The sequence below is a fragment of the Paraburkholderia saeva genome (assembly GCF_907164555.1).
Classification (GTDB): Bacteria; Pseudomonadota; Gammaproteobacteria; order Burkholderiales; family Burkholderiaceae; genus Paraburkholderia; species Paraburkholderia saeva.
This window is the reverse complement of record NZ_CAJQZC010000002.1, coordinates 478,176-496,802: the sequence shown is the minus strand read 5'-3', so window position 1 is coordinate 496,802 and position 18,627 is coordinate 478,176. Positions and strand designations below refer to the sequence as shown.

Below are 18,627 nucleotides of genomic sequence, written 5' to 3'. Positions count from 1 at the left end.
GTCACCAGGTTGGGGACGGGAGAGTCATGACGAAGCGAAACCAGGCACCTGACGACAGGCACGTGCAGGATCTGCGCCCTCGCCCGGTGAGGCTGACGAGCGATATGAGTCTGCCGAAGCTGTCCGCTGTCGAGATCGGCAGTTATATCGTGGCGTTTCTCGCGATGTGGGCGGTGCTGCACCTGCAACTGCTGGGCGCCTTGCTCGCGGGCATGCTCGTCTACCAGCTCGTGCACACGATCTCGCCGCTGATCGAGAAACGGGTGTCGAGCCACTGGGCGCGCTGGATATCGGTGGTGCTGCTGTCGGCGGCAATTGTCGGCGCGCTGACGGGCATCACGATCGGCATCATCGAGCACTTCGAACAGGACGTGCCGAGCGTGCAGAAGCTGCTCGAACAGATGATGCAACTCGTCGATCAGGCGCGCGGGCGTATTCCACCTTCGATTGCCGAATATCTGCCGGTCGACACCGAACAGATGAAGTCGAAGGCAACGATGCTGATGCACGAGCACTCCGCGATGCTGCAACAGGGCGGCAAGAGCGTGGCGCGGGCGTTCGGGCATGTGGTGATCGGCATGATCATCGGCGCGATCATTGCCGTTGGCGCGACGCGCCAGATGCAGCGGCTGCCGCTTTCGACGGCTTTCGTCACGCGCGTGTCACGGTTTGCCGAGGCGTTCCGGCGCATCGTCTTTGCGCAGATCAAGATTTCCGCGATCAACGCGACGTTCACCGGCATTTTCCTTCTGCTGATCCTGCCGCTGTTTCATCAGCGTCTGCCGCTGTCGAAAACGCTGGTGATGGTGACGTTCATCGTCGGTCTGCTGCCGGTGATCGGCAACCTGATCTCCAACACGCTGATCGTCGCAATTGCGTTGTCGGTCAGTTTTCCCGCAGCAGTGATGTCGCTGGTGTTTCTCGTGCTGATCCACAAGCTCGAGTACTTTCTCAACGCGCGGATCGTCGGCGGACAGATCGAGGCTCGCGCGTGGGAACTGCTCGTGGCGATGCTCGTGATGGAAGCCGCGTTTGGCATTCCCGGCGTGATCGCAGCGCCGATCTTCTACGCGTATATCAAGCGCGAGCTGATTTACCTGCGGCTGGTTTGAACGCTGCCTGGCGCGGCCAATCGCTATCGTGGGGCGTTCTCCCCATCCAGCGCCACGCCGACATAACGCGCGCGTGGCCTGATCAACCTGCCGTTGGCCGCCTGTTCCAGTGCATGCGCGAGCCAGCCGACGCAGCGGCCAAGCGCGAACAGCATGAGCGGCGCACCCGCGGGTAACCGGCAAGCCACGCTCAGCGCTGCAAGCGCGAAATCCACGTTCGGACGTTCTCCCACCAGCCGCTCGACCGCCGCAGCCAGTTCGCTGAATTCCTCAGGTACATCAATCTGTTCGAGCAGCGCTTTCGCGCGCGGGTCGCCGTCCGGATAAAGCGGATGACCGAACGCCGGAAACGGACGCCCCTGCGCGAGCCATTCGCGCACTGCGGCCTCGCTGCCGGTCTGCACCGATGACGCGAGCAATGTCTTCATCGACGCCGAAGCGCCGCCGTGCAGCGGCCCGGTGAGCGTGGTGAGGCCGGCAAGCACGCCCACCGAAAGCGATGCGCCCGTCGAGATCGTGACGCGAGTCGCAAACGTCGATGCGTTGAGTTCGTGATCGGCGAGCAGGACCAGCGTGCGGCGGATCGGGTCTTCGTGTTCCTGGCGATTCCACGTCGCTGCGATGCGCGCACTGAGCGATCGTTGCGTGCGCAATTTCCGGCCACGCTCGCGCGGTTCGCGGCCGAGCATCGCGTGGGCCAGCGTCCTGAATACGTCGGCCGCTTCGAGCCGGAGAAGCGGCGCGGCACGTCCGTACGTCGGCAGATCGCCCGCGCAGCGCGCGGCGAGCGCAAGCAGCCCGGCGTTCAGTGAGCCGGTTGCGTTGTCTACAGGCGCCGACTTCGAGTCTGCATCCGGGACAACCCCTGCGTCGTCAAATTGAACCGCATCGCTTTCCCACAGCAACGCGGCCACTTCTTCGAGCGATGCGTGAGCAGCAAGCTCGACCGCATTGTGCCCCCGATACCAGAGCTGGCCAGCCGAGACGGTCGAAATCGCGGACGGCAAAACCGGGTCGCCCCATTCGATCGCTTCGGCCGAAACGGCTTCGACCTTGCGCCGTCCTTGAGGCCGCTTTGCAAGACGCATCACATCGTCGCGGTGATACACGCTGCGGCGCGGATCTTTGGTGTCGCGCTTCGCGCGAATCTTTCCGCGACTGACGTTCGCGTAGAGCGTCTGCGCGCGAACGTTGAGAATCTTGAGCGCATCGTCTGCGCTTAGCCACGCCATGATCGTTTCATGTTGATTGATTGCATCAAGATTGACATCAACTTCCATGAACCTACGATAGCGGAAACGCACGGAGGTTGCCATGTCGCTCAAGGATCATTTCGACACGTTCGCACGCTACAACGCATGGGCTAACGCGCGGCTCTATCACGCGGTCAGTCAATTGAGCGACGTCGATTACCGCGCTGATCGCGGCGCGTTTTTCCATTCGATACACGGTACGTTGAATCATTTGCTCGTTACCGACCGCGTATGGATGCAACGCTTCACGTCCGAAGGCGATGCGCCCGACAGGCTCGACGCGATCCTGTACGACCGTTTTGACGACCTGCGCCACGCCCGCGATCTCGAAGACGCATGCATCACGGCCTACGTGATTTCGCTTGGCGAAGCCGCGCTCGGCAGCATCATTACGTATCGGAGAGTCTCAACTTCAGAGGTGAAAGTGCAGCCGCTCGCGCCTGGTCTTGCACACTGGTTCAATCATCAGACGCATCATCGCGCGCAGGTCCACACGATGCTCACCGGACTGACCGGCGTCGCACCCGAACTGGACCTGCTGATCTTTCAGCGGATGTGGGAAGCGGGACTTAGATAAAGTGAAGGCGCGGCGTTTCGGCGACCGGCGGAAACACGCACCAGCAACCATCAGGATGCCGGAAGAAAAACAGTGCGCGGGTGCCGGCGGGTAAGGATGTCTCTACGCACACGTAACGTTTGCCGTTGCGCGCGGCACGACTAAAGCGGGTGACGTGCAGCGGAATCGACGGGGAGGGCGCGAGCCATTTCTCGATCTGCCCACGCAGGGACTGTTCACTGGAATTTTTCATGTCGGGCTCCAGCAAACACTTCCTGCCGCGAATCCACCATATCTTCGGCGTGCCTCGGCGGCGCCGGATCTTCTTCGTTCTGGATGCGCTCCAGCTCAAGACTGGCTGCGGCTGCCCGAAGCACTCTGCAATTCGCCGAATGCCGCATGTCGGAAAGCAGTCTAACCAGCTGACGCGGTGTTCTGCGTTTCATATCACACCTCCCCGCACTGCACACCAAACTTAAGAAAGCACTTTAACTATAGGACCGAAAAGACTGTCATTGCTAGTGTTTGGCTAAATAGCAACAGCTAGTCTTAAAACGGACACGGTCTGTACCGGCACCGCACACTTTCACTGTGACGCGAAGGTGCATGGCAGTCTGTACGTTTGCGAGCGAAACGCGCGCGCGGTTGACTGCGGGTTTTTGGCGCTGAACGGTAAACAAGTGCATGACGTTCCCGAATCGATGAACCCTGGTTCTTCGATAAAAGCATGTTCCGTTCCAGTCAAACGAAAACCATGGATATCGATTTCTCGACGCTCACCGAATATCAACGCTACAAACTGATGGCGAGCCTCATCGTGCCTAGACCCATCGCGTTAATCACGACGGCGGGCGCAAACGGTGTCGTCAATGCGGCACCGTTCAGCATGTTCTGCATGCTCGGCGAAGAGCCGCCGATCCTGATGGTGAGCATTAACCGTCTCGCGGATGGCGAACTGAAGAACACGTCGGTCAACATCAACGCGACGGGCGAATTCGTCGTGCACATCTGCGATGAAGACATGGCCGCAAAAATGCACCGTTGTGGTGAGCGCTTTTCCGCTGACGTCAGCGAACTGGAAATGGTCGGTCTGCATGCGGAAAAATCGACGGTGGTTGTGCCGCCGCGCATCGCGGAAGCGCCGGTCGCGTTCGAGTGCTGCCTGCACGAGAAGCTGGAAACGGCGAGCCGCGAGATTTTTATCGGACGTGTGCTGTCGTTACACGCACGCGAGGGCCTGATCGACACGGAACGCTGGCGCGTGCGTCTGCAGGATTTCTTTCCAGTGGCGCGCTTTGGCGCGAGCTTCTACATCGACACGCGCAACCGTTTCTCGCTTGATGGCACGGGCGGTCGCGGCGGCGAGAACTCGACTGCCGTCGACGAAATATAAAGCGCGACGATCCAGGACTAGCTGAGCAGATGCGCTAGCGCGTCTCGCATCGGCTGGCTGGGAACGGTGATGGGTCCCGTGAACGGCGTATCGAGATCGACGATGCCGTAAATCGCCGACGCGATCGATAGCGCGCCGAGCGTGATCGTGACCAGCGCGAGCGCGTTGCGCGGCGCGATCAACCCGAAGCTCAGAAAGATGATCGCCAGCCAGAACGTGAGCGTCAGGAAGAACGGGTCGGAAAGCGAGCTGTGCGATTCCTCGATCAGTTTCCAGCGCGCCTTGCTCACTACTGTGAACTGGTCGAGTACGTCGGTGGCGAGCGTCCGGTGGAACGCGTCGGGCGGATTGAGGCCGCGAATCTGGCTTTCAGCCTGATCGAGCAGACGGCCGAGCCGCGGATTTTCCAGGTTCTGCGGATCATGCGGGACGTTCTTCCTGTAGTAGTCGCCGGGCGGCGGTGTTTCCTGCGGCCACGTCGTCGCAATCGCTTCGGCGGTGTAGGCACGCAGCATCGAGCGCGCATCCGCTGCGTCCGGGCCGTAATCACGTAGCTTGAAGTCGAGCTGGATCAGGTCGGCGGCGTAGGCGCGGAAATCGTTCGCAACCGTGTCGAAGCTGGTTTTCGCCGACGCGGTCATCAAACCCAGCACCAGCGCGGCGAACGTGACCAGCATGCCGATCACGAGCTGGATCAGCTGCACGGTTTCGTGCGCCTTGTGCTCTTCCGGCAGCAACGGCCGCACGAGCACGCCGAACCCCGTCGCAATCAGGAGCACGATGAACACCAGCAATCCGGACTCCACTTCGGTCATGGCACGATGCTCCGGTCAATGTTTCGCCACTTTCCGTCAAGCCGCTGGGACAGGCAAGGCGGGTCATCCCCGTGAGTGCGCAACGCCGCATTTTGCATCGTTTGCCGGCGGTTGCGTTCGTCGAATACAGGCGGCCGTTGATCGCGCCGTATGCGCTGGCGCAGAATGTGGGACATCCCGAAAGTCGAACGCGATCCATGCTGGTCAGGATCGTACTCGCCGCGATTTGCGCGGCAAGCAGGTCTGCCCACATCACAGGCATGAAAAAACGGCTCAGATATCTGTCGGCTGTCTGCGTGAACCTGCTGCTGCCATGGCTCGCGTTTCGCCTCGCGGCGCCGCACGGGGGCTACGCCGCCGGTCTGCTCGCGTCCACGCTGCCGCTCCTCGCATGGATGATCTGGGACTACGCGCGCTACCGTCACTTCGACGCGCTGAGCGCGCTCGTGCTCGCGGGGATCGTGATGTCGCTCATTGCACACGAGATCAGCAGCGGCCCGGGGAAACGCGTGCTGGAACAGCCTGTCGTGTCCGGCATGGTCGGCGCATCGTTCCTCGCATCGCTGCTGTTTCGGCGTCCGATGGTGTACTACCTCGGGCGCTCGACGATGGCGCGTGAGAGCCCGGCCCGCGCCGCCGAATTCGAGCAGAACTGGAAGACGCGTCCGAAGCTCGTCGCAGCGCTGCGCATGATGACGCTCGTCTGGGGCCTCTTCATGACGTCCGAGAATCTCGTACGGTGCGTCATCGTCTGGTCACATCCGGGCGACCCGCAGGCCGCGCACGCGTCCGCATTGCTTGGCTATATCGTCTACGGCGGGCTGACGGTGTGGACGTTCTGGTACCGGCGCCAGCGGCTTCAGAAGGACCCCGAAACGGCGTCCGCTGCGATAGCGGAATAGACGACCGCCGGCCGTTGCCCTGCGTCACCCCTCACCGTTCACCGTCTGAAACATTGCGCCGCATCAATATTTGATGCACGTGCGGGGCCATTGCGCCATCAAGTTTTCGACCGTCAGGCCGACAACCAGATATGTTGCGTCCGCTTAACGAAAGACGGATGGAGCGGGGCGGCCGGGATACAGCGAACACGCGGGAGTCCAGCCGCACACGAGGCGCCGGACCCGCCGGGGCTGCATCACGGAGAAGAATGTATGTTGAAGAATTTGTCGATTCGCGCGTACCTGAGCCTGATGGTTGCCTTTTTTGGAATCGTCCTGCTGATCGGTGCGGCGGCGGGCCTGCTGTCGCTGCGTGCCAGCAACGAATCGCTGCAACAGATGTACACGGTCGATACGCCGGCAGTCGCGGATCTTGAAGGCAGTGCCGGCCAGTTGCTGCGCCTGCGCCTCGCTCTGGCAACCTACGCGTCGCTCGTCGATCTGAACGACCAGGATGGCGCCGACGCTGTGCTCAAGCGCTTTGACCAGTATCTGAAATCGTCGAACGATCGTCTCGCCCACTATGTGAGCAGTGCGGGCAACGATGCCGAAGAGCAGCGTCTCATCAAGGACATGCAGGACAAGCGCGATGCGTTCCTGCACGAAGGCGTCGAACCCGCGATGGCCGCGCTGAAGGCCAGCGACAAGACCGCATTCCAGCAGCTTCAGGCGCACAAGCTGCCGACGCTCTACAGCAACTTCGAGAAGTCGATGCTCGTGCTGGAGAAGCTGCAACTGGACCACGGCGAGCAGCGCTACGGCGACGCCCAGAGCCGCTTCAATATCGTGAGCGTGGCGGTTGCGGTCGGCATGGTGGCGTCGCTCCTGTTTGCCTGGCTCGGCCGCGTAGCGATGGTGCGCGCGATCGTGCATCCGGTGAACGCGACGATCGCGCAATTCCAGCGCATCGCGAATGGCGACCTGAGCGGCCGCGTCGCGATTACCGGTGACAACGAAATGGGGCAGCTTGCCGCGGCATTGCGCAAGATGCAGGAATCGTTGATCGCGACCGTGAACACGGTGCGTAGCGGGACGGAGTCAATCGATACGGGCGTGAGCGAAATTGCTTCGGGTAACACCGATCTGTCTCAGCGCACGGAAGAACAGGCCGCTTCGCTGGAAGAAACCGCGGCGAGCATCGAGCAGCTCACGTCGACGGTGAAGCAGACGGCCGAGAACGCGAAGCAGGCCAGCTCGCTCGCGCAGGGCGCATCGGACCTCGCCGCGCAGGGCGGCGAACTCACGCAGCAGGTGGTCGGCACGATGACGCACATCGTCAGCGATTCGCGCAAGATCGGCGACATCATCGGCGTGATCGAAGGCATCGCGTTCCAGACGAACATTCTCGCGCTCAATGCAGCCGTCGAAGCCGCGCGGGCCGGCGAGCAGGGCCGCGGTTTCGCGGTGGTCGCGAGCGAAGTGCGCTCGCTGGCGCAACGCAGTGCGGGCGCGGCCAAGGAGATCAAGGGGTTGATCGGCGAGTCGACGGCGCGCGTCGAAGCAGGCGCGGACCTGGTCGAGCGCTCGGGCTCGACAATGACGGAAATCGTCGATGCCATCACACGTGTGAGCGCCATCATGAGCGAGATCGCAGCAGCGGCTTCCGAGCAGAGCACGGGCATCGACCAGGTGAATCTGGCCGTCGCGCAGATGGACGAGGTGACGCAGCAAAACGCGGCGCTGGTTGAACAGGCTGCCGCTGCAGCAAGTTCGCTCGAAGACCAGGCGCGGCGTCTGACGGCTGCAGTCGCGGTGTTCCATACGGGCACAGGCACGTCGGCCTCCCTGAACGCCCGCGTGGCGCGACGTCCGGCCAGCGCGCCGGCAGGCGCATTGCCGGAAGCTGTTGCGACCTGATTTCGGACTCACGCCAGACCGAAACCTGAGGCTCAAAATGAAGCGACGCCCGCGTCAACGCGGCGCGTCGCTTCCTTTTTTCGGGGCCTAGCTGAAGAGGCGCTGCAACGCGGCGCGGGCGTTGGTCACGAGATCGTCCTCGCCGGGACGGCCCGGCAGCAAATGAAACTCCACTGAAGGCAACGCGGGAAGCCGCACCGAAGCAGGACAGGCGACAAGCCCGGCGCCCACCGACGACTCGTTCAGACACGAGATGCCAAGACCCGCCTTCAGCGCGAGTTGCAGCCCGGCCACGCCGGACGCCGAATGCGAGATGACATACGGCACGTCGCGCTCATCGAGCAGTTTCACGACGAAGCGCTGTAGCTGACAGCTCGATGGCAGCAGCACGAGCGGATATGGCGTCGCGATGCGCGGATCGGCATCGGCCGCCGTCACCCACACCAGCTTTTCGCGGCGAATCACCGAGCCTTTCTGGCGGCTGCTTCCTGTGGCGGCGGGGCGTTTGCTTTCGGGCGTCACGAGACGCAGCGACAGGCCGATGTCGAAGCTGGCGTCGTCGCTGGCGCTGTCGATCACGGCGCTCGGCAGCACCGTCACATGCAGACGCAGACGCGGATGCTGCTCCGAAAACGTCTTCAGCACGCCCGCGATTTCGTGCGGCCGATAGTAGTCGGTGATCGCGATCCGCAGTTCGCCGTCGAGCGCGCGCCCTTGCATGTCCTCGAACGCCGCCTCGCTCATCGCGAGGATGCGGCGCGCGTGATCGAGCAGCTTCGTGCCCGCGGGCGTCGCGGTGACGCCCTGCTTGCTGCGCACGAAGAGCGGCTGCCCGGCGCGCTCCTCGAGCTTTTTCACCTGTTCGCTGACCGACGACTGCGACAGGAACACCCGCTCCGCCGCCCCCGAAACGGTGCCGGCTTCGACCACCGCAACGAAGGTTCGAAGCTGCGCAAGATCGAACGCACGTTGGCTCATGATTCGGAATCTCCGATGGAAGTTATCTTATTTTCCCGCTTTTCCGATGGATCGTCCATCCGTACGATGACCTCATCGAGCCATCAGGAGGTCACATGAGCGGTCATCTATCATCGGATAATTCCAGCGAGCGGGCGCGCGGACATCGCTGGAAAGTGCTGGGCGTCGGCTTCGCGGCCAACGCGAGTTTTTCGGCGGCGTTCTCCGGCATCCCGACTACGGCGGTTTTCATCCGCTCGGGGTATCACGTCGACAATCACGTACTGGGGCTCCTCTTTGGCATGCTGGGCCTCGGCATTGCGGTGAGCGAGCTGCCTTGGGGCGTGCTGACGGATCGCTGGGGCGACCGGCGGGTGCTGCTGCTCGGCCTCGTGCTCACGGCGGCGGCGCTGGCGGCAATGGCGGTATTCGTATCGCCGCATGGCGCGTATGTGCCGGGCGTTCCGGTGCTCGCCGCGGGGCTGCTGCTGGTCGGTCTGCTGGGCGGCAGCGTCAACGGTTCGAGCGGTCGAGCGGTCATGGCGTGGTTTCGGGAAGGCGAGCGCGGTCTCGCAATGAGCATCCGGCAGACGGCGGTGCCCGCAGGTGGCGGGCTCGGCGCGCTGGTCCTGCCCGCGCTCGCTGCATGGCACGGCTTCGCATGCGTGTATGGCGTGCTGGCGGTGCTGTGCGCGGTCACAGCCGGATTCGCATGGCGCTGGCTGCATGAGCCGCCTGCTGCGGAGGGCGTCGCCCATGCCACGCATGAAGACACGCACACGGCGCACAAGCCCGCGCCACAAACGTCGCCGCTGCGCGACGTCCGGATCTGGCGCACGGCGCTCGGCATGGGCGTGCTGTGTGTGCCGCAACTGACTGTCGTGACGTTTGCCACGGTGTTCCTGCACGACTTCGGCCGCGCGGGTCTCCTCACCATCAGTCTTACGATGGCCGCGGTGCAGACCGGCGCCGCCGTCATGCGCGTCTGGAGCGGCCACTGGACCGATCGTCACGGCAACCGCCGCGTCTATATGCGGGCGTGCAGTCTTGTCACCGCGCTGCTGTTCGCTCCACTTGCCGTGCTGACAGCGGGCGTGGGCGCGTCGCATACGGCAATGGCGCTGGTCTTTGCCGTGATGATCGCGCTCGGCGGCGTGTCGGCCTCGGCGTGGCACGGTGTCGCCTTCACCGAACTCGCGACGCTCGCCGGTACACGTCGCGCGGGCACCGCGCTAGCCATCGGCAATACCTGCGTGTTCATGACGATGTTCCTCACGCCGCTCGCCATTCCGCTGGTGCTTTCGCTGGGATCGTGGCCGCTCGTCTGGGCGATGGGGAGCCTGTGTGCGCTAATCGCGCTGCCGGTGTTTCCACGGGCGGCAGCAGCGCGCGGCGCCACGCCCGCGCGAGCATGAGTCGCATGTCATCGGACCTTTGAGCGTTTCTGGCCGAATTACGATTTGTCATACGATTCGGAGCGCTCTGATTTTTGTTCTCCTTTTGTGGTGATGTGATTGGGCATCGCGCGCGCCGCCTTATCCCGGCGCGCCGGTATCTGCCACATACCTAATACCAACATGGAGAGAAAACATGCCGAAACTGCGAGTCGTCGTGGCCGACGATCATCCCTTTGTCGTGATCGGAGTTCGTGCGGCGCTGGCGTTGCACGAGACCATCGAGGTCGTCGGTGACGCGAACGGTCCGCAGTCGCTGATGCGACTGCTGGAGACACAGCCATGCGACGTGCTCGTGACCGATCTCACGATGCCGGAAGGGGGCGCCCCAGCTGAAGACGGCTTGCGTCTCATGCGCCGCATTCGCGAGGCCTGGCCGCAGATCCGCATCATCGTGCTGACGAGTCTCACGAACGCCGGCATCCTGCGCTCGATCATGACCGATGGCGTCTCTGGCGTGATTAACAAGACCGGCTCGATGGAAGAACTGGCAACCGCCGTGCGCACGGTCGGCTGCGGGCGCTCGTACGTCAGCAAATCGATCCTCGCGACGCTCGCCGAAGCCGGTTCCGAAGCAGGCGAAATGACGGTCGTGCCGCGCCTGTCGCCGCGCGAGACGGAGGTGGTCGGTCTTTTCGTGAGCGGGTTGTCAATCAGCGAAATCGCACGGCGGCTCGATCGCAACGTGCGGACCGTCAGCCGTCAGAAGCGGGACGCGATGCTCAAGCTGGGCGTGAGCAACGATCCCGGTCTCTTCGCATTTGTGCGCGCACACGGCATGGCCTGAAAGAATCGGATAACTAATCAAATAGAGCTGATCGTCAGGAATGAAAGGGAATTCAGACCTTTCTTATGTCGATCGGATGGCAAATATTCGATTCTCGATCCGGCAGACAGGACGCCCGCGACGCGGGCATCCACGTGCAGACCCGCGCCGGAGACCACCTTCATGACCGACCCCCACCTTAGCGACGCCAGCGTCATCGGCGCAATCAGAGACGCGGGTGAATCCGCCAGCTCCATTCGCACCATCATCGCCGACGACCATCCGCTCGTTTTGCTCGCGGTGGAAAACCTCCTGTCGGGATCTCCGAACATCCGGATCGTGGGGCGGGCGTCGAACTCGGTTGAGGTGCTCGCGCTGGCCGACGAGACGCCTTGCGACCTTGTGGTGATGGATCTGCATATGCCATACGGCGAACACAGCGATGGACTCGACACAGTCGCGCGCTTTCGGGCGCGTCATCCGCACGTCGCGCTCGTCCTGCTCACCATGGAATCCGACGCGCAGGCATTGCAACAGGCCGTGCAGCTTGGAGCGAACGCGGTGGTGAGCAAGCGCGACCGCATCGACCTGATCAACGTCGCGATCGTGACCGTGCTGGCACGCGAGTGCTATCTCGGTCCCACGGTTCGCGCGCAACTTTCCGATGCTACGCGCATGCGTCAGCTCGATCAGGTGCGCCAGTTGCTGTCGCGCCGCGAGATGGAAGTGTTTACGCACTACGCAACCGGCCTCGGCGTCACTGAGATCGCAACGCGCCTTGGGCGCAGCGTCAAGACGATCAGCGCGCAGAAATGCACCGCGATGAAAAAGCTCGCGCTGCATACTGACGTCGAGCTGTTTCGCTTCGCGGTCGACCATGGCGTCGTGAGCGACGCCGCCGTGCAGGCCGCGCGTTGACAGCAACCGTCCGCGTCATCGTTGCCGACGATCACAGTAGCGTGCGGGCCGGCGTCCGTTCGTTGCTGTCGGCGGCGCCGCATGTGTCAGTTGTCGGCGAGGCCGCCGATACACAATCTCTTGCGGAACTGCTGGATCAGTACCACTGCGACGTGATCATCTCGGATCTCGGCATGCCCGGTGTCGGTGGCGAGAGCAACGCGATATCGCTGTTGCGGCGGGTGCTGCGGGAGTCGCCGCACCCGCGTGTTGTCGTGCTCACGATGGTCCATCACGCGCATACGCTCGTCGGGCTGCTGCATATCGGCGTGAGCGCAATCGTCGACAAACGCGACGCACCCGGGTCGCTGCTGTGCGCGATCGAAGCCGCGGCCGGCGGCACACCATGGTTGTCCGGGTACGCACAGCGCGCACTGGAGAGCGCCGATCCTTCATCACGACCACGACTGGGCGTGCTGAGCCCGCGCGAGTGGGAAATCTTCCAGATGTATGCGCACGGCATGACGATCGACGGCATCGCGCGGGCACTCGATCGCAGCAGCAAGACAATCAGCACGCAAAAACGCAGTGCAATGCGCAAGCTGGGGCTCGCGTCCGAAGCCGAGCTTGCCGATTACGCGCAACAAGTCGGATTGATCTGATTACGTCAGCTGTTCCGTAGGCGGGGCCGATTTAGGAATCGTCCGATAAGTAGCGTGGAAATCGCGCCCCATACTCGCGCGTCCTGGCTAAAGCAGAATTCCATATATTTCGTCATGCAGATTGAATTTGTAAAGACCACGTCAGATGCCGTTGTCACTACGGGACATAACAATCCAGCGGAGACTGCATGGTTAGTCTGAGCAGACGTCTGCTTGCAGAGGGCGCTGGCACGGCCTGGATTGTGTTTATCGGATGCGGCAGCCTGATTCTGAACGGTGCGCAATCGCCGGGCGGCGGAGCAGGCCTCGTGGTGCCGGTCGCGTTCGGTCTGGCACTCGCCATCGCCAGCTACGCCGCGAAGGGCTTTTCCGGCGCGCACTTCAACCCCGCGGTGACGATTGGCTTCGCCGTTGCGCAGCGTTTTCGTGTGAGTCATCTACTACCCTATATCGCTGCGCAGATTCTCGGTGCGACGGCGGGCGCCGCGTTGCTCGACCTCATCGCCAGCGGCCGGCCGGGATTCGATCTTGCGATCAGCGACTTCGGTGCGAACGGCTATGCGGAACATTCGCCCGCCGACTTTCAGTTGCAGTCGGCGTTCGTCCTTGAACTGACGATGTCGCTCGTGTTCGTATGGCTGAACCTTCAGCTGTCGCGGCGGGCATCGCGCATGGTTGCGCCTGCGCTAAACAGCGCCTGCCTTTGCGTCATCTACATGATCGCCGTGCCGGTCACGAATGGGTCGATCAATCCCGCGCGCTCAAGCGGGCCAGCGCTCTTCGTCGGCGGATGGGCGCTCGATCAGCTCTGGCTTTTCTGGGCCGCGCCGATTGCCGGCGGCGTACTGGCCGGTCTGCTGCATATGCGCGCGGGCGTCGGACGCAAAGCGCGCGCAACCGGGGTGCCGCGCGAGGCGCTGGAACGCCCGTGATCCGTCTGCGTCGATGTCCAGAATCCAGATGAAGATTCAATTCGCGCTTTCGCGGTGGGGCGTCGTGCCGCGGGCGGCGCGTTGCGTGCTGATCTGCATAATGTTCGCGGTTGCATCAGTGGCTCACGCAGCGCTGGGCGCTGTGCCGCTTGAATCCGCATCAGTCTCGCTAACCAATGTGTCCACGGCCGGACTCACCATCGGTGTACTCGCGGGCGGCTGGGCACCGTTCGAGAGCATCGATGGCGTGAACCTGAACGGCCTGAGCGTCGATTATCTGCGCGCGCTCGTCGGCCCGGGCGTGACGTTCGAAACCCGCACATACGCCGACATGCCGCACCTGATCGAGGCCGCGTGCGAAGGGCAGTTCGACGTGCTGATGAGCGTCGCCCGCACCCCCGAGCGCGATCGTTGCCTGTTATTTACCGCGCCATATTTTCGCGCGCCTGTTTCCGTGGTGACGCGCAAGGAGCGCAGCGCGTCGTTCACGCGAAGCCAGTTGCAGGATTCCCGTCTCGCAATCGAAAGGGGCTTCGCGCTCGAAGGCTTCCTTGGCGAGCGCTATCCGCGCGCGCGCATTCTCACCTTTGCCGATATGCGTGCGGCGCTTGCCGCCGTCGAGCGACGCGAAGCCGATGCCTATCTCGGCTTCGCGCCCGCTGTCCGCTTGCAGCTATCCAGCCGCGCGTTCGTTGATCTCGATGTTGCATTCGAAGAGGCGGGGCGTACCGGCGAATTGCGCTTCGCCGTGCCGCTCCAGCGCCCCGCGCTGCGTGATGATCTCGACCGTGCGTTGTCGGCGATGCCGCAGGAAGAGCGGCATCGCATCCGCAACCGGTGGATCGGTCCGCCTGCGCCTCCGCGCGGCTTCGGGTCCGTCAGTGCGATGCGTCTGCTGCCGTTCTTGATCGCGGTCGGCGCGATCCTGATCGTGACGTTGCGCGCCTACGTGCTGCTGCAACGCGAGATGCGACTGCGCAAGCGCACCGAGCGCGAGCTCGCCACGCAACTCAATTTCCAGCGGACGATGATGGAAATGGTGCCGTATCCGCTCGTCGCGAAGAATCTCGACGGGCGGTATATCGCGGTCAATCGTGCATACGAGGCGTCTACGGGTCTTGCCCGCGAAGTCGTGGTCGGCCGCACAAGTCTCGACGTTCAGGCCTGGGGCGCAGCGAACAGCGTGAGTCTCGAGCGCATGACGCGGCGCACGCTCGAAAGCGGCGCGTGGCAGCAGATCGAGCTGGAATTCACCGGCCGCGCAGGCGACGTTCGGCACGGTCTCTTCTGGACATGCCTGTGCGCGGGCGTCGACGGCACACCCCTATGCGTGCTTGGGACGCTTGTCGACATCACCGATATCCGTCAGGCCGAAGTGCTCGCGCACGAAACCGAGCGGCGCCTCTTCGATGTCACGCGTTCGCTCCCGGCAGTCGTGTTCCAGCTCCGCCGCGACCCGGCCGGCGCGTATTCCTTCCTCTATGTCGGCGGCGATACGGAAGGTTTGCTCGGCAACGATGGACTTGTGTTGACTGAACCGGGCAGCCTCGATTTCACGCGCGTCTGTGTCGAAGACCGGCGCGCCCTGATGTTTGCGCTCGAACGGTCGGCGCGCACATTGATGCCGGTTCATGTCGAATTTCGTTTCGATGGCGGCGCGTCCGGCTTTCGCTGGGTGCGCGCGGAACTGGTGCCGCGTTGTGAAGCGGCAGGAAGCGTCGTGTGGAGCGGCTACGGCGTGGACGCAAGCGTCGATCACGCCCGCGCGGACGAACTGGCGCGTGCGCGCGACGTCGCCGAAGCGGCATCGCGCGCGAAGGACGATTTTCTCGCGATGATGAGCCACGAAATCCGCACGCCGATGAACGGCGTACTGGGTCTCGTCGAAGTCCTGGAGCGCACGCCGCTCAATGCCGATCAGGGCGAGATGCTCGGCATGATTCACGAGTCGGCGGGCGCGCTGCTGCAGATTCTCGATGATCTGCTCGACTATTCGAAAATCGAGGCGGGTCGTCTCACGATCGAATCCGAGCCGATCGAACTGCGTGAACTGGTCGACAACGCGGTCGGATTGCTTGCGGGGCGAGCACACGAAAAAGGACTGAAAGTGCGCGTGGACGTCGAGCCCGATGTGGCCGCGAGCCTGCGCGGCGACAGCGTGCGGCTGCGACAGATCCTGTTCAATCTGCTCGGCAACGCAATCAAGTTCACGCCGGCCGGTGAAGTGGACGTACGCGTGGCGTTGAGCGGGCAGGCGGACAATATGCAGACCGTCGAAATCATGGTCGAAGACACGGGTATCGGCATCGCGCCGGACGTACAGGCGCAGCTTTTCGAGCCGTTCGTGCAGGCTGAATCATCGACAACGCGGCGGTTCGGCGGCACAGGGCTTGGGTTGACGATCTGTCGCAAGCTGGTCGACCTGATGGGCGGCACGCTTGAACTGCAAAGCACACCAGGCGTTGGTACGCGCATGACATTGCGGCTTGCGATGCCTGTCGAAAGAAGCGGTCATACAGCAGGCCGGCTGCGCGGCAAACGCGGCATGGTTGTCACTGCCGACACAGGCGTGGCTCAAGCGCTGATGCACTTTGGCGAGGCGCTCGGCCTTGCGCTGGAATACCGCTCGCCGACTGCGCTCAACGAGGCAACGCCCCCGATGTTCACCGGCGTCGACCTGCTTTTCATCGCTGAAGTCGTAGCCATTCCGAAAGAGGTTCCGTCGTATGTACGCGTGGTGTGCCTGACGGAAAAGCCCAAGCCCACGGGCTATCGTGTCGTCGACAATAACGTCCGGTTGAGCATCAACCCGATCTCATGGCGTGGGCTCGGTACGGCGTGCGCGGCGGCGCTGAGCGGACTGGCAACCGTGCCGTCGCGGCAGACGGTCGCGATTGAAAACGGCGTCGACGGGCCGGATCGGGAGCGCGCGATGGCGAGTGGACGGCTTGTGCTCGTCGCGGAAGATCATCCGGTGAACCAGGAGCTGATCCGCCATCAGCTCGCGCTGCTCGGCTTCGCGTGCGATGTGGTCGATGATGGCGCCGAAGCGCTCGCCGCGCTCGAACGGACGCGCTACGGCTTTCTGATTACGGACTGTCATATGCCGAATCTGTCGGGCTACGAACTGGCGCGGGAAGTGCGCTCGCGGGAACATGAACGCGGGCAGGATGATGCAATGCGTCTGCCCATTCTCGGCATCACCGCCAATACCGCGCCGGAGGATTTGCGGGCCTGCCGCGAGGCCGGCATGGACGACTGCCTCGTCAAGCCGACCCGTCTTGCCACCTTGCGCGATTACCTCGCGCGCTGGTTCGGCGCGGATATGACGCGTGGGCCGGGCGAGACCGCGCAGACTGCTCATGCTGACGGCAAGCCGGCCATCGAACGTCGTGTGCCGGGGCTGGCTCACACGTTCGTGCCTGTCGATCTTGCGTACATGACGCAATTGTGGGGAAGCGAGTCGACGGTGAAGTCGCTGCTCGACGCGTTTGTTTCCGCGGTACGCGACGACCTGCGCGCATTGCCGGTGTTACTGGAAGCGATTGACGATATGCAGAGCGTCGAGTCACGGAACATCGAGCCTTTGCGGGAGTGGCATCACCGCGTGATGGGCGCGGCCGGGGTGCTGCAGTACCCGCCGCTGCTCGGCTTGCTGGAGCGATACCGGCAAGGGATGCAGCAGTGGCCGTCCACACAGCTTCGAGCGGAAGGGCACGAACTCGTTGCGCAATGCCGGACGATTCTGGATGGAATCGAAGAGCAGGCGGCACTCCTCGCGTGACGATACGTGACGCGTCTGCCTCACGGCGAGGAGAAAACGCAACCGTAGCCGCCCGGGCGAAAAAAAACGCGGCCGTAGCCGCGTTAAAGGTTTGGAGACGTCCTTCGATGAAGGAGTCACTTCTCGCAAGTCGAAGCGTACGCCTTCCGCGTCAAAAGATTGAGTACAGATTGAACAATTAATTGTTGGAATATCTGAAAAGGTGCGCGGGTGGGAGGCCGGCACGGAAGTAATTTACTGTGAAATCTACGAACGAGCGGGTCTTGGCCGACACGTGACGACGGCCCGGATAAACGAGCGACAGCTCCTTGTCAGCATCGAGAATGCGCCAGTCGGGTAGCACGCGCACGAGCGTCCCTTGCGCGAGATCCGTCGCGACATGGTTTTCGGGAAGAATCGTAATGCCCATGTCCGCGAGCGCAGCCTGCCGCAGCATGACCGAATTGTTGACGGCGTAAGCCGGCTGAAGGCTCACCGTATGGGCGCGCCCATCTGCGTGGGCGAAACGCCAGGTGGAACTGTGAATATCGGCCGATGGCGCCAGAAACGTATGCGCGATCAGGTGCTCGGGTTGGCCCGGCGCCGGATGTGTCTCCAGATAGCGCGTGGACGCAACAGCAACCGGGTGCACCTTGAACAGCGGACGCCGGATCATGGTTTCGCTGCTGATCTGCCCTGGCACGACGATGCCGACATCGAAACCCTCCTCGATCAGATCGACCGGCCGATGCAGCAGCGTGACCAGCAGCTTCACCTTCGGATGCTGCGCGTGATAGTGCTGCAACAACGGCGTCAACCCGAAGAGTGAGAACGACGCGACGGCGACAAGCTTGAGCGTTCCTGAAGGCTCGCTCGCGCTGCGGGCGACCTGCGATTCCACTGTCTCGATCTGGTCGAGCACCTGACGGCAGCCATCCGCGTATTCATGACCGGCTTCGGTCAGCGAAATGCTGCGCGTGGTGCGGTTGACGAGCCGCGTGTCCAGATGCGTTTCCAGCAACGCCACATAGCGTGTCACAACAGCGTTCGACAAACCGAGACTCGCGGCGGCGCGTCCAAACGAATTGCTCTCCGCGACCTGGAGAAAGACGCGCATGGCCTGAAGCAGATTCATCGACAGTTCTTACCCCGAAAGCGCGCATAGGGCGCATGAAAGAGCAGGATGTTAGGGGACTGCGGTCGCGGTAGAAACGGGACTTATCCGAAACATTCGCAAGGAATCGCGTATCCCGATTTAGTCGATAGAAA

The 18,627-nt window shown here is 62.9% G+C and carries 16 protein-coding genes; 11 read left to right on the top strand and 5 right to left on the bottom strand.

What is annotated here, in order from left to right; genetic code table 11:
• Nucleotides 1–26 precede the first annotated feature (26 nt).
• Nucleotides 27–1,112, top strand: a complete 1,086-nt coding sequence (locus LPA36_RS06440) for an AI-2E family transporter (protein ID WP_228875302.1) — start codon at nucleotides 27–29, stop codon at nucleotides 1,110–1,112.
• Between the two features lie 23 nt (nucleotides 1,113–1,135).
• On the opposite strand, the gene LPA36_RS06435 is transcribed toward LPA36_RS06440, so the two are convergent.
• Complete coding sequence (locus LPA36_RS06435) at nucleotides 1,136–2,344, bottom strand: citrate synthase family protein (protein ID WP_228875301.1); 1,209 nt, start codon at nucleotides 2,342–2,344, stop codon at nucleotides 1,136–1,138.
• Between the two features lie 82 nt (nucleotides 2,345–2,426).
• Between LPA36_RS06435 and LPA36_RS06430 the strand changes: the two genes are divergently transcribed.
• A complete protein-coding gene (locus LPA36_RS06430) occupies nucleotides 2,427–2,942 on the top strand; it encodes a DinB family protein (RefSeq protein WP_228875300.1) in 516 nt (171 codons plus the stop codon).
• Here the strand turns inward: LPA36_RS06430 and LPA36_RS06425 are convergent.
• Complete coding sequence (locus tag LPA36_RS06425) at nucleotides 2,935–3,174, bottom strand: hypothetical protein (protein WP_228875632.1); 240 nt, start codon at nucleotides 3,172–3,174, stop codon at nucleotides 2,935–2,937. The genes LPA36_RS06430 and LPA36_RS06425 overlap by 8 nt on opposite strands.
• A 501-nt stretch (nucleotides 3,175–3,675) precedes the next feature.
• Between LPA36_RS06425 and LPA36_RS06420 the strand changes: the two genes are divergently transcribed.
• On the top strand, nucleotides 3,676–4,314 hold the full coding sequence (locus LPA36_RS06420) for a flavin reductase family protein (protein ID WP_228875631.1): 639 nt from the start codon (nucleotides 3,676–3,678) through the stop codon (nucleotides 4,312–4,314).
• A 17-nt stretch (nucleotides 4,315–4,331) separates the two neighbouring features.
• On the opposite strand, the gene LPA36_RS06415 is transcribed toward LPA36_RS06420, so the two are convergent.
• Nucleotides 4,332–5,129 carry a bestrophin-like domain gene (locus tag LPA36_RS06415; RefSeq protein WP_228875299.1) on the bottom strand — a complete coding sequence of 266 codons (798 nt, stop codon included), beginning with the start codon at nucleotides 5,127–5,129 and terminating at the stop codon, nucleotides 4,332–4,334.
• Nucleotides 5,130–5,326: 197 nt separating this feature from the next.
• On the opposite strand from LPA36_RS06415, the gene LPA36_RS06410 reads away from it, so the two are divergent.
• Together LPA36_RS06410 and LPA36_RS06405 are read left to right on the top strand one after the other, a co-directional pair.
• Nucleotides 5,327–6,031, top strand: a complete 705-nt coding sequence (locus tag LPA36_RS06410) for a VC0807 family protein (RefSeq protein ID WP_228875298.1) — start codon at nucleotides 5,327–5,329, stop codon at nucleotides 6,029–6,031.
• A 252-nt stretch (nucleotides 6,032–6,283) separates the two neighbouring features.
• On the top strand, nucleotides 6,284–7,927 hold the full coding sequence (locus LPA36_RS06405) for a methyl-accepting chemotaxis protein (protein ID WP_228875297.1): 1,644 nt from the start codon (nucleotides 6,284–6,286) through the stop codon (nucleotides 7,925–7,927).
• Between the two features lie 87 nt (nucleotides 7,928–8,014).
• Here LPA36_RS06405 and LPA36_RS06400 read toward each other — a convergent pair whose 3' ends face one another.
• The gene (locus LPA36_RS06400) at nucleotides 8,015–8,905 is read right to left on the bottom strand and encodes a LysR family transcriptional regulator (protein WP_228875296.1); all 891 of its coding nucleotides are present in this window, start codon (nucleotides 8,903–8,905) and stop codon (nucleotides 8,015–8,017) included.
• Nucleotides 8,906–9,000: 95 nt separating this feature from the next.
• On the opposite strand from LPA36_RS06400, the gene LPA36_RS06395 reads away from it, so the two are divergent.
• From LPA36_RS06395 to LPA36_RS06370, 6 genes are all read left to right on the top strand, one after another.
• Nucleotides 9,001–10,299 (top strand): MFS transporter, encoded by a 1,299-nt coding sequence (locus LPA36_RS06395; protein ID WP_228875295.1) that lies wholly within the window; start codon nucleotides 9,001–9,003, stop codon nucleotides 10,297–10,299.
• Nucleotides 10,300–10,474: 175 nt separating this feature from the next.
• Nucleotides 10,475–11,125 (top strand): response regulator transcription factor, encoded by a 651-nt coding sequence (locus LPA36_RS06390; RefSeq protein ID WP_228875294.1) that lies wholly within the window; start codon nucleotides 10,475–10,477, stop codon nucleotides 11,123–11,125.
• A 162-nt stretch (nucleotides 11,126–11,287) separates the two neighbouring features.
• Nucleotides 11,288–12,022: a response regulator transcription factor gene (locus LPA36_RS06385; protein WP_228875293.1), complete on the top strand. Its 735-nt coding sequence runs from the start codon at nucleotides 11,288–11,290 to the stop codon at nucleotides 12,020–12,022.
• Complete coding sequence (locus tag LPA36_RS06380; protein WP_228875292.1) at nucleotides 12,019–12,663, top strand: response regulator transcription factor; 645 nt, start codon at nucleotides 12,019–12,021, stop codon at nucleotides 12,661–12,663. Before LPA36_RS06385 ends, LPA36_RS06380 begins: the two co-directional genes overlap by 4 nt.
• A 188-nt stretch (nucleotides 12,664–12,851) precedes the next feature.
• Nucleotides 12,852–13,595: an aquaporin gene (locus tag LPA36_RS06375; protein WP_228875291.1), complete on the top strand. Its 744-nt coding sequence runs from the start codon at nucleotides 12,852–12,854 to the stop codon at nucleotides 13,593–13,595.
• A gap of 28 nt (nucleotides 13,596–13,623) precedes the next feature.
• Nucleotides 13,624–17,379 carry an ATP-binding protein gene (locus LPA36_RS06370; RefSeq protein WP_228875290.1) on the top strand — a complete coding sequence of 1,252 codons (3,756 nt, stop codon included), beginning with the start codon at nucleotides 13,624–13,626 and terminating at the stop codon, nucleotides 17,377–17,379.
• A 178-nt stretch (nucleotides 17,380–17,557) separates the two neighbouring features.
• On the opposite strand, the gene LPA36_RS06365 is transcribed toward LPA36_RS06370, so the two are convergent.
• Complete coding sequence (locus LPA36_RS06365; RefSeq protein WP_228875289.1) at nucleotides 17,558–18,493, bottom strand: LysR family transcriptional regulator; 936 nt, start codon at nucleotides 18,491–18,493, stop codon at nucleotides 17,558–17,560.
• Nucleotides 18,494–18,627: the final 134 nt, after the last annotated feature.